6 protein-coding genes are annotated in these 12,160 nt (G+C 53.5%); 3 read left to right on the forward strand and 3 right to left on the reverse strand.

The features are described 5' to 3' along the window. Nucleotides 1-302: 302 nt before the first annotated feature. Entirely contained in the window at nt 303-1,031 is a 729-nt protein-coding gene (ubiG, locus tag USH94_RS01420; protein ID WP_021241539.1) for a bifunctional 2-polyprenyl-6-hydroxyphenol methylase/3-demethylubiquinol 3-O-methyltransferase UbiG, read from the reverse strand. 146 nt (nt 1,032-1,177) lie between these two features. Between ubiG and gyrA the strand changes: the two genes are divergently transcribed. Both gyrA and rcsC read left to right on the forward strand, forming a co-directional pair. Next, nucleotides 1,178-3,814 carry a DNA topoisomerase (ATP-hydrolyzing) subunit A gene (gene gyrA, locus USH94_RS01425; protein WP_111965289.1) on the forward strand — a complete coding sequence of 879 codons (2,637 nt, stop codon included), beginning with the start codon at nt 1,178-1,180 and terminating at the stop codon, nt 3,812-3,814. 135 nt (nt 3,815-3,949) lie between these two features. Beyond that, nucleotides 3,950-6,796 carry a two-component system sensor histidine kinase RcsC gene (gene rcsC, locus USH94_RS01430; protein ID WP_111965290.1) on the forward strand — a complete coding sequence of 949 codons (2,847 nt, stop codon included), beginning with the start codon at nt 3,950-3,952 and terminating at the stop codon, nt 6,794-6,796. 89 nt (nt 6,797-6,885) lie between these two features. On the opposite strand, the gene rcsB is transcribed toward rcsC, so the two are convergent. Beyond that, the gene (gene rcsB / locus USH94_RS01435; protein WP_003859405.1) at nt 6,886-7,536 is read right to left on the reverse strand and encodes a response regulator transcription factor RcsB; all 651 of its coding nucleotides are present in this window, start codon (nt 7,534-7,536) and stop codon (nt 6,886-6,888) included. A gap of 16 nt (nt 7,537-7,552) precedes the next feature. Continuing rightward, complete coding sequence (rcsD, locus tag USH94_RS01440) at nt 7,553-10,225, reverse strand: phosphotransferase RcsD (RefSeq protein WP_111965291.1); 2,673 nt, start codon at nt 10,223-10,225, stop codon at nt 7,553-7,555. A 743-nt stretch (nt 10,226-10,968) separates the two neighbouring features. Here rcsD and USH94_RS01445 point away from each other — a divergent pair. Then, nucleotides 10,969-12,081, forward strand: coding sequence for a porin OmpC (locus USH94_RS01445; RefSeq protein WP_033146057.1), 1,113 nt, complete (start codon nt 10,969-10,971; stop codon nt 12,079-12,081). Nucleotides 12,082-12,160: the final 79 nt, after the last annotated feature.

The raw sequence follows: 12,160 nt of genomic DNA on the forward strand, positions 1-12,160 counted from the left end.
CACAGATCCGTCTTGTGACTAACTCTGTGGATAAATACTACATGTAGGGGGTTTGCGATAAGAAAAACGCTATATGGTGAGTATTCTAGTATCGAATCTTTTCAGCACAAGGGTTGATTTTGGCGTTAAATTGAGGTTGTGAAAGGGTAAAAAAGGCTAAGTCCTCGTACCGTAAGGCCTGGAAGACATGTCAATAATTAAGAAAAAAAATTCAAAATTTGATCGAGTGCTGATTTCTTCAACGGGAGGTCAGAATTGCGCAACATGATGTCGCGCAATCTTTATAAGAATAACGAATGACGTTAGTCGTTTTTGGCGGTTGTGTGCAACATATAGTTAACATCAACGCCCGGTGCGAGTTTGAATTTATTGGTTAGCGGATTGTAGTGCAGGCCGGTGATGTGCTGCTCTTTGAGCCACGTCTGGTCAACCCAGCTTAACAGCTCCGCAGGCTTGATGAATTTCTTCACGTCGTGCGTCCCTTTCGGCACCATGCGCAGTACATACTCCGCGCCAACGACGGCCATCAGCCACGCTTTACCGTTACGGTTGATGGTTGAGAAGAAGACCTGGCCGCCCGGCTTCACCAGTTTTGCACAGGCATGTACCACCGACTGCGGATCGGGTACGTGCTCCAGCATCTCCATGCATGTCACCACATCGTACTGATGGGCGTGTTTTGCCGCGTGTTCTTCCACGGTTTCCTGCACGTAGTCTACCTGTATGCCAGACTCCAGCGCATGAAGACGGGCAACCTGCAAAGGTTCAAAGCCCATATCCAGGCCCGTGACGTTCGCCCCTTCGCGCGCCATGCTTTCCGCCAGGATGCCGCCGCCGCAGCCGACGTCGAGCACTTTCTTACCGAACAGGCCGCCGGAACGCTCCGCGATATAGCCCAGACGCAGCGGATTAATGCGATGCAGCGGTTTGAACTCACCTTCGAGATCCCACCAGCGGGACGCCACCGCTTCAAATTTGGCAATCTCTTCGTGGTCAACGTTGTGAGCCACCGGGGATTTTTCGGCATTCATGGGCGCTTTTACTCCTTATTTAGCAAGACAAAGGAGTATATCAGGCAATCCCCGTGAATAAAGCGTATAGGTTTACCTCAATCACCTCGGCTGTGTTATAATTTGCGACCTTTGAATCCGGGATACAGTAGAGGGATAGCGGTTAGATGAGCGACCTTGCGAGAGAAATTACACCGGTTAACATCGAGGAAGAGCTGAAGAGCTCCTATCTGGACTATGCGATGTCGGTCATTGTTGGCCGTGCGCTGCCGGACGTCCGCGATGGCCTGAAGCCGGTACACCGTCGCGTACTATACGCCATGAACGTATTGGGCAATGACTGGAATAAAGCCTATAAAAAATCTGCCCGCGTCGTCGGTGACGTCATCGGTAAATATCACCCGCATGGTGATACCGCCGTTTATGACACCATCGTTCGTATGGCGCAGCCATTCTCCTTGCGCTACATGCTGGTAGATGGTCAGGGTAACTTTGGTTCAGTCGACGGCGACTCCGCTGCGGCGATGCGTTATACGGAAATCCGTATGTCGAAAATCGCTCATGAGCTGATGGCCGACCTGGAAAAAGAGACCGTTGATTTCGTCGATAACTACGACGGCACCGAGCGCATCCCAGATGTGATGCCAACCAAGATCCCGAACCTGTTGGTTAACGGTTCTTCCGGTATCGCGGTCGGTATGGCAACCAACATTCCGCCGCACAACATCACGGAAGTGATCAACGGCTGCCTGGCCTATATCGACGATGAAGACATCAGCATTGAAGGGCTGATGACACACATTCCGGGCCCGGACTTCCCGACGGCGGCGATCATCAACGGTCGTCGCGGCATTGAAGAAGCGTACCGTACCGGCCGCGGCAAGATTTACATCCGTGCCCGCGCCGAAGTGGAAGCGGATGCTAAAACCGGCCGTGAAACCATTATTGTTCACGAGATCCCGTATCAGGTGAACAAAGCGCGTTTGATTGAAAAAATCGCCGAGCTGGTAAAAGAAAAACGTGTTGAAGGCATCAGCGCGCTGCGTGACGAGTCTGACAAAGACGGTATGCGCATCGTGATTGAGATCAAACGCGACGCGGTGGGTGAGGTCGTCCTGAACAACCTGTACTCCCAGACTCAGCTTCAGGTCTCCTTCGGTATCAACATGGTTGCGCTGCACCATGGTCAGCCGAAGATCATGAACCTGAAAGAGATCCTGAGCGCGTTCGTCCGTCACCGCCGTGAAGTGGTGACCCGTCGTACCATCTTCGAACTGCGCAAAGCGCGCGATCGTGCGCACATCCTTGAAGCGCTGGCGGTTGCGCTGGCCAACATCGACCCGATCATCGAACTGATCCGTCGTGCGCCAACCCCGGCAGAAGCGAAAACTGCGCTGATTTCCCGTCCGTGGGATCTGGGCAACGTCGCCGCGATGCTGGAACGTGCGGGCGATGACGCGGCGCGTCCTGAGTGGCTGGAACCTGAATTCGGCGTGCGTGACGGTCAGTACTACCTGACGGAACAGCAGGCCCAGGCGATTCTGGATCTGCGTCTGCAGAAACTGACCGGCCTTGAGCATGAAAAACTGCTCGACGAATACAAAGAGCTGCTGGAACAGATTGCTGAGCTGCTGCACATTCTGGGCAGCGCAGAGCGCCTGATGGAAGTGATCCGCGAAGAGCTGGAGCTGGTCCGCGATCAGTTCGGCGACGAGCGCCGCACCGAAATCACCGCCAACAGCGCGGACATCAACATCGAAGACCTGATCAACCAGGAAGACGTTGTTGTGACCCTGTCTCACCAGGGCTACGTGAAGTATCAGCCGTTAACGGACTACGAAGCACAGCGTCGTGGCGGTAAAGGTAAATCTGCAGCACGTATTAAAGAAGAAGACTTTATTGACCGCCTGCTGGTGGCGAACACCCACGACACGATCCTCTGCTTCTCCAGCCGCGGTCGTCTGTACTGGATGAAAGTCTATCAGCTGCCGGAAGCAAGCCGCGGCGCGCGTGGTCGTCCAATCGTTAACCTGCTGCCGCTGGAAGCGAACGAACGTATCACCGCTATTCTGCCGGTACGCGAGTACGAAGAGGGCGTGAACGTCTTTATGGCGACCGCCAGCGGTACCGTGAAGAAAACCGCGCTGACCGAATTCAGCCGTCCGCGTTCTGCCGGTATTATCGCCGTGAACCTGAACGAAGGCGACGAGCTGATTGGCGTGGATCTGACCTCGGGATCTGATGAAGTCATGCTGTTCTCTGCGGCCGGTAAAGTGGTGCGCTTCAAAGAAGACGCCGTCCGTGCAATGGGCCGTACCGCGACGGGCGTGCGTGGTATCAAGCTGGCTGGCGAAGACAGCGTTGTTTCTCTGATTATTCCGCGCGGTGAAGGGGCTATCCTGACCGTGACGCAGAATGGTTACGGTAAACGTACGGCGGAAGGGGAATACCCAACCAAGTCTCGCGGTACGCAGGGCGTTATCTCCATCAAGGTGACCGAGCGCAACGGTTCCGTTGTCGGCGCGGTGCAGGTGGATGATGCGGACCAGATCATGATGATCACCGATGCCGGTACGCTGGTGCGTACCCGCGTGTCTGAGATCAGCGTGGTGGGTCGTAACACCCAGGGCGTGATCCTCATCCGTACAGCGGAAGATGAAAACGTGGTGGGTCTGCAGCGCGTTGCCGAGCCGGTGGATGACGAAGAGCTCGACTCCATCGACGGCAGCGTTGCGGAAGGCGATGATGATATCGCGCCGGAAGCCGACACCGACGATGACGTAGCGGATGACGCTGACGAGTAATGTCTCCTGATGCAAAAAAGGGCCGGATTCCGGCCCTTTTCTTTTGCATTAGCAGATAAGTCAACGTTGCGACCTGGCGCGTTTACCGCTACCTTAACCACATTCTTTTGACCCCGACGGCGGAGCCTCGCCCCCTTGAAATACCTCGTCTCCTTTCGTACTACGCTGAAAGTCTCTCGCTATCTGTTTCGGGCGCTGGCGCTCCTGCTTTGGCTGCTGGTGGCCCTGTTCTCGGTGTTTTACATCGTTAACGCCCTGCACCAGAAAGAAGCGGAGATCCGCCAGGAGTTTAACTTAAGCTCCGACCAGGCCCAGCGCTACATTCAGCGAACGTCTGACGTCATGAAGGAGCTGAAGTATATTGCCGAAAATCGTCTGACGGCGGAAAACGGCATCCTTGCGCTTCGCGGGCGTGATGACAAAACCGAGGTCCCGGACTTCCAGCCGCTGTTCCCGGATTCCGATTGCTCCGCCATGAGCAATACCTGGCGCGGGTCGCTGGAATCCCTTGCCTGGTTTATGCGCTACTGGCGCGACAATTTCTCCGCCGCCTATGACCTGAACCGCGTCTTCCTGATTGGCAGCGAGAATCTTTGCATGGCTGACTTTGGCCTGCGCGATGTGCCCGTTGAGCGTGATGATGCGCTGAAAAGCCTGCATGAACGTATTGTGAAATACCGCAATGCGCCGCAGGACGAGCGCGGGAATAACATCTTCTGGGTTAGCCAGGGTCCGCGCCCGGGCGTGGGCTATTTTTACGCCCTGACGCCGGTCTATCTGGGCAATCGCCTGCAGGCGCTGATGGGGATTGAGCAGACCATTCGCATGGAGAACTTCTTCACCCCGGGCAGCCTGCCAATGGGGGTGACCATTCTGGATGAAAATGGTCATCAACTGATCTCGCTTGCCGGGCCCGATAACCGTCTAAACGTCGAACCACACTGGATGCAGGAGCGGTCGTGGTTTGGCTATACCTCGGGTTTCCGCGAGCTGGTCCTGAAGAAGAGCCTGCCGCCTTCGTCGCTGAGTATCGTCTATTCGCTGCCGGTAGATATGGTGCTTGAGCGGATACGCATTCTTATCATGAATGCGATTCTGCTGAACCTGCTGGCGGGGGGCGCGCTGTTCACGCTGGCGCGCATGTATGAGCGGAAAATCTTTATTCCCGCAGAAAGCGACGCCCAGCGGCTCGAGGAACACGAGCAGTTTAACCGCAAGATTGTCGCCTCGGCGCCGGTGGGGATCTGTATTCTGCGTACCCAGGACGGAACCAATATCCTGAGTAATGAACTGGCGCATAACTACCTGAACATGCTGACGCATGAAGACCGGCAGAGGCTGACGCAAATTATCTGCGGCCAGCAGGTTAACTTCGTCGACGTGTTGACCAGTACGCACACCAATCTGCAGATCAGCTTCGTGCATTCCCGCTATCGCAATGAAAACGTGGCGATTTGCGTGCTGGTAGATGTTTCCGCGCGCGTGAAAATGGAAGAGTCGTTACAGGAGATGGCGCAGGCCGCAGAGCAGGCGAGTCAGTCGAAATCCATGTTCCTTGCGACCGTAAGCCACGAACTGCGTACGCCGCTGTACGGGATTATCGGTAACCTCGATCTGCTGCAGACGAAGGAATTGCCGAAAGGAGTCGACAGACTGGTGACGGCGATGAACAACTCCTCCAGCCTGCTGCTGAAAATCATTAGCGATATTCTCGACTTCTCTAAAATTGAGTCTGAGCAGCTGAAAATTGAGCCGCGGGAATTCTCACCGCGCGAGGTGATGAACCACATCAGCGCCAACTATCTGCCGCTGGTCGTGCGTAAACAGCTGGGACTCTACTGCTTTATCGAACCGGACGTGCCGCTGACGCTGCACGGCGATCCGATGCGCCTGCAGCAGGTCATCTCAAACCTGCTCAGCAACGCCATCAAATTCACCGATACCGGCTGTATTGTGTTGCACGTCTGCCGGGCAGGAGATTACCTGAGCATTCGCGTGCGCGACACGGGGGTCGGCATTCCGGCGAAGGAGGTGGTTCGTCTGTTCGACCCGTTCTTCCAGGTCGGTACCGGCGTGCAGCGTAACTTCCAGGGAACCGGACTGGGGCTGGCGATTTGTGAGAAGCTCGTCAGCATGATGGACGGCGATATCTCTGTGGATACCGAGCCCGGCATGGGCAGCCAGTTCACCATTCGCATTCCGCTTTATTCGGCGCAATATCCGGCTAAAGCGACGGTAGACGGGCTGAGCGACAAGCGCTGCTGGCTGGCGGTGCATAACGCCTCGCTGAATGACTATCTGACGGCGCTGCTTACCCACAGCGGAGTGAGAGTGTGCCGCTATGAAGGTCAAACGCCGGACGTGGACGATGTGCTGATCGCCGACGAGATGCTGGAGCTGCCGTGGCAGGGGAGAGGGTCAGTGCTCTTCTGCCGTCGCCACATCGGTATCCCGGTTGAGCGTGCGCCAGGAGAATGGGTACACAGTGTCGCAACCCCGCACGAACTGTTGAGCCTGCTGGCGCGCATCTACAAAGTGGAACTGGAAGAGAGCGACGGCGCGGGCGGATTGCCGTCACCGGAGTCTCTGGCGTCGGTGAATGACGATATGATGATTCTGGTGGTGGATGACCATCCAATTAACCGTCGCCTGCTGGCTGACCAGCTTGGATCGCTGGGCTATCAGTGCAAAACCGCCAATGACGGCGTGGATGCGCTGAACGTGCTGAGTAAGAATCATATTGATATCGTGCTGAGTGACGTCAACATGCCTAACATGGACGGCTACCGTCTGACGCAGCGCATCCGGCAGCTTGGCCTGACGTTGCCGGTGGTGGGCGTAACGGCGAACGCGCTGGCGGAAGAGAAGCAGCGCTGTCTGGAGTCAGGGATGGACAGCTGTCTGTCCAAACCGGTGACGCTGGACGTGCTGAAGCAGACCTTGTCGATTTACGCGGAGCGCGTGAGAAAAACCAGAATATAAAAAAGGCCCGCAAGGGCCTTTTATGTTTTTCCCCCTCTCCCGGTGGGAGAGGGATGGGGTGAGGGCATCAGGCCGCACACCCGTCGGGATCAATCCTTGTCCGTTGCGCTCAGCGTGACGGAGGAGAGATAGTTCAGCAGTGCAATATCGTTGTCCACGCCCAGCTTCATCATCGCTGATTTCTTCTGGCTGCTGATGGTTTTAATACTGCGGTTCAGCTTCTTGGCAATCTCGGTCACCAGGAAACCTTCTGCGAACAGGCGCAGAACTTCACTCTCTTTCGGAGACAGGCGTTTGTCACCGTAGCCACCCGCGCTGATTTTTTCCAGCAGACGAGAAACGCTTTCAGGCGTGAACTTCTTGCCTTTCTGCAGCGCTGCGAGCGCTTTTGGCAGATCGGTCGGTGCACCCTGTTTCAGCACAATCCCTTCGATGTCCAGATCCAGTACCGCGCTCAGGATCGCCGGGTTGTTGTTCATGGTCAGAACAATGATCGAGATATCCGGGAAGTGACGTTTAATATATTTGATGAGCGTGATCCCATCACCGTATTTGTCTCCAGGCATGGAGAGGTCGGTAATGAGCACGTGTGCATCAAGCTTTGGGAGGTTATTGATCAGTGCTGTAGAGTCTTCAAATTCACCGACTACATTCACCCACTCGATCTGTTCAAGTGATTTGCGAATACCGAACAGTACAATCGGATGGTCATCGGCAATAATTACGTTCATATTGTTCATGTATAAGGCTACCTTGCTACAGCAAGCTTTTGACGTAGGCGTCAATGTCGCTGATGTATTTTTCAATGCCAGAGGCATCTTTCTCACGAATTAGATGTTCCAGCGTTTCACATAACTGCTTGCCGGGAACCAGATTAAGCATGGCAAACACCCCTTTAAGTCGGTGTGCTGTCTGTGCCAGCGCTGCAAAATCATTCGCAGCGGACTCAGTATACAACCGCTTAACATCATCTGGTACTGTATCAACAAAGAGTGAATAGTATCCGCTGGCGTGAAGCTCGGCATTTTCATTACCGCCAAGCGGGGATTCCGCTATCTCTTCCTGCGCCAGCTGCTCTTCTATTAGTTGTAGTACAGCTTCCTGCATCGCATTGCTTATATTAAAGTTGACGCGCAGCTGGCCAGGGCCGATTTTCCGCACGCCTGACTCATCATCGCTTAAAAGCAAGCCGGAGGCAGTAAGATTAGACGGATTATCAGTTAAAAACAGATCAAATTCTTGACTTGCAAGTCTTTCATCCGGCGTGATGCAGGCCGCACCCCAGTTTTCTAGCTGGCGAACGACAATATTGCGGATCTCGTTCGACGTAACGTCGACCATCACCACGACATCATCGAGCAGACGTTCTTCATCTTCTTCCTGCGGATTGGCGGCCATTTTGACGTGCAGAGAATAGCGGGTGCCGAGGGATTCACGGGCCTTGATATTCAGATGGCCGCCGAGCTTACGCGCCAGCTGATCGCATAGCCAGAAGGTAAGGGCATTTGCCTTGCCGTAGCGATCGCTTTGTGTGTCATTCAGGAACGGGAAGTGCAGATTATCAATTTCACTCGTGGTGACGCCTTCACCAGTGTCCAGGATGCGGAACGTCAGGCGGTCTTCTGCCGACTCTTCCGTACTGACTTCAAGGGTGATCTTGCCAATCTGCGTGGTAGTCACCGCGTACTGAATAATCATCAACAGTATGCGGCGCAGCGCTTCACGATCGCCGTGGCGTTCGTCATTTGCCGGGAGATTGTTATTGATCAGCAGCTGCAGACCTTTGCGCTTAATCACGGGCAGGACTTCCGGAACCACTTCATCAATCAGAGCCTGAATAGAGAAAAGGCTTGGCGTTCCCTTCCAGAAATCATTCTCCAGCATGTTCGCCAGCTGGATCTCATCAACCATTCTGACCAGCGAGTCGGCCTGACAGGCAAGCTGGTGGCTTTCTGACGTATTTAACGCCGCCGCCTGGGTCGCCAGCGTTTTTAACGGCTGCTTGAAGGCATCGCCAATGTTCTGCATAAATGCGGCGCGCCCCTGCTGGTTTTTCTCATACAGCCTTTGCGCCTGCTTGAGCTTTTTATTCACCAGCACTTCGCGATCCTGATCGCGGATGATGAAGATTTGCGTGCGTGGAGCCACCTGGCTGCGGAACTGGCGGATCTCGTACAGTTCATTGTTGATGGTGGCCTGAATCACCCCCTGGTGCTGATCCGCCATGGTGGTGATGTTCTGCAGGTTAAGATGCGGCAGCAGATGGTCGGCAATTTTGTTGCTCATCACCGTGCGATTCGCTTCCTGGTCGTGAACTAAGACCCCAAGCGGCAGCACGGAAACAATCTCTTCATTCAGCGCGCGTAATACGCGCAGCTCATTGCTGGTGCCGGCAGGAACCGCAGAGGCGTCGCTTTGACGCCCCGACTGGAAACGGAAGGTGCTGTACCCAAACAGGGCCAGCGCCAGCAGACCGATATTCAGCAGCAGAGGCAGCAGGATATTTTGCAGGGTATCCAGCAGCAGCGTGCCAAACGGCACCTGCCACACCAGACGCATACCGGTCGAGTTCAGGGATGAGGCAATTTCGATTTTCGAGCCGTTAAAGGAGATCGATACGCTCTCTGCGGCCTCTTTGTCAGATGCCGCACGCATGTTCTGAGTGCTGCTGTCGGGCTCCAGACGGAAACTATCGAGCGGCATGTCCGGTGGGATTAAATCATTTATCGGTAAATCGAAGGCGACCACCGTCGCCAGATGTCCTGGCTGGTTGAACGTGGTGCGCAGAGTAAAATAATGACCGTTTTGCCATGCCAGACGGCGCAGAGAAGAGAAGCTCTCACGTTCATCAAGCGCATTCGCCTGCTGCAGCATCTCTGCCCGGCGGGAATCGACGATGCTGCCCACGGTGGTCTCTTTAAACCCGGAAGAGAGATCTTTTAACGGTAGCGTAGAGATCAGGATCATGCTGTTGTCCTGACCATTCAGATAATACATCGACCATGGCACCGTTTCCGCACCCCAGAGGGTATCCAGATAGGTCGAAATACGCTGCGTCATCTCAAGCGTCGCGCTGTCGTGAGAGCCAAAAATAAGCGCCTCGGTTTTACGCTGCGGTTTTTCGAGGTAATAGACATCCTGCTTAAGCCGCGTCTCCTGAAGTCCATCTCCGGACGAGGAGGCAGGCGCGGCCGCGATATTGTCGTAAATCTGCCATGTGGCGTAGCGCCAGGTATCTATGCGCTTATGGACGGCGTGGGTGATATCGACGACCTGATAGCTCTTATCCTTCAGCCATGCATTAACCGCGCTTTGTACCATCACCCCCATGGTCACTAACAGCACAACGATCAAAAGAAGAAAGAAACGGGTGATGCTCCCGGGAAGGAGGGAGAATTTGCTCGGGGCGGTGGTTTCAGTCTGACTCATTGATATCTTTAACCCGTTGTGGTCGTGCTCTGTGGCGATAGGGCAGTATAAAGGGTAATAACTGAATTTCCAGCGCCACTGTCCGGGAAGAGGCGACTTTTTCACTGGACAATATCGGCGGTGGATGGAGCAATAAACGTGTACAAACTCGCCGTGCGCGTACAAATAATAAGTGCGCTAAGCCAGCAAATAGCACGAATTAACAAGAAATTAAGCGCTATATCATTTGCGTGCCAGAGAAGGATAGCCGGTGAGAAATTAGTTAATAGTCGTTACAATTTCGGATCGGTAGCACAAAAAATGAGAAGTTACGTAAAGAAAGGTAAAAAAAAACCGAATGCGAAGCATTCGGCTCAATTAGGGATAAACAGACATTCAAAATTGAATGACGGTAATAAATAAAGTTAATGATGATAGCGAGAGTTATTTTAGAGATTAGGTGCGATCTTGTTTTGTCATTCAGTGCTGTAACGGATTTTATTGTAACCTATTGATTTATATGTGTTGTATTTTACGTTTGATTATAAGTGCTAATTTTCTAAGCTATTTGTGCTTTGTAAAAGTTCCTTGATATTTACATTTTGAAACATGTTGATAGATAAATGAAACATCTTCAAAGTTTTCGTATCATATTCGCATTGGATTATTCTGTAATTTTGCGGAGAATGAAATTGCCGACTGGTTAATGAGGGTTAACCAGTAAGCAGTGGCAATTATAAGGCATATAACAGAGGGTTAATAAAATGAAAGTTAAAGTACTGTCCCTCCTGGTACCAGCACTCCTGGTGGCAGGCGCAGCAAATGCGGCCGAAATTTATAACAAAGATGGCAACAAATTAGATCTGTACGGTAAAGTTGATGGTCTGCACTATTTCTCTGACGACAAGGGTGCCGACGGCGACCAGACCTACATGCGTCTCGGCTTCAAGGGCGAAACTCAGGTTAACGATCAGCTGACCGGCTACGGCCAGTGGGAATACCAGATCCAGGGCAACACCTCCGAAAGCGAAAATGATGCATGGACGCGTGTGGCGTTTGCGGGTCTGAAATTCGGTGACGCGGGTTCTTTCGATTACGGTCGTAACTACGGCGTAATCTACGACGTAACCTCCTGGACTGACGTTCTGCCAGAATTTGGTGGCGATACCTACGGCGCAGACAACTTCCTGCAGTCCCGTGCTAACGGCGTTGCGACCTACCGTAACCAGGACTTCTTTGGTCTGGTGGATGGTCTGAACTTTGCTCTGCAGTATCAGGGTAAAAACGGCAGCGTAAGCGGTGAAAACGTGGGTGGACGCAGCCTGCTGAAACAGAACGGCGACGGCTACGGTGCTTCCGTGACCTATAACCTGGGCGAAGGCTTCAGCGTAGGTGGCGCAATGTCCTCCTCCAAACGTACCGCCGATCAGAACGGTGCAAGCGTTTACGGTCATGGCGATAACGCAGAAGTTTATTCTGGCGGCCTGAAATACGATGCCAACAACATCTATCTGGCAGCGCAGTACTCCCAGACCTACAACGCAACCCGTTTCGGTACCTCTAATGGCGACAGCCCGACTACCGCTTACGGTTTTGCTAACAAAGCGCAGAACTTCGAAGTGGTTGCTCAGTACCAGTTCGACTTCGGTCTGCGTCCATCCGTGGCCTACCTGCAGTCTAAAGGCAAAGACATCGAAGGTTACGGCGATCAGGATCTGCTGAAATATGTTGACGTTGGTGCGACTTACTACTTCAACAAAAACATGTCCACCTATGTGGATTACAAAATCAACCTGGTTGATGAAAATGAATTCACCCGTCAGGCGGGTATCGGTACTGACGATATCGTAGCGCTGGGCCTGGTTTACCAGTTCTAATCGCTTTATCGTGTGACGTAAGGGGCCTGATGGCCCCTTTTTTGTGCTTCCCCGATGCTCACTACTCACCCGTTTTGGT

The sequence above is a fragment of the Enterobacter sp. 148H3 genome (genome assembly GCF_034107425.1).
In the GTDB taxonomy this organism is placed as follows: Bacteria; Pseudomonadota; Gammaproteobacteria; order Enterobacterales; family Enterobacteriaceae; genus Enterobacter; species Enterobacter vonholyi.

Bases quoted from the DNA above. Each gene is read 5' to 3' on its own strand.
- ubiG (WP_021241539.1), bottom strand. From the start codon at position 1,031: ATGAATGCCGAAAAATCCCCGGTGGCTCACAACGTTGACCACGAAGAG.
- gyrA (WP_111965289.1), top strand. From the start codon at position 1,178: ATGAGCGACCTTGCGAGAGAAATTACACCGGTTAACATCGAGGAAGAG.
- rcsB (WP_003859405.1), bottom strand. From the start codon at position 7,536: ATGAACAATATGAACGTAATTATTGCCGATGACCATCCGATTGTACTG.
- rcsD (WP_111965291.1), bottom strand. From the start codon at position 10,225: ATGAGTCAGACTGAAACCACCGCCCCGAGCAAATTCTCCCTCCTTCCC.
- USH94_RS01445 (WP_033146057.1), top strand. From the start codon at position 10,969: ATGAAAGTTAAAGTACTGTCCCTCCTGGTACCAGCACTCCTGGTGGCA.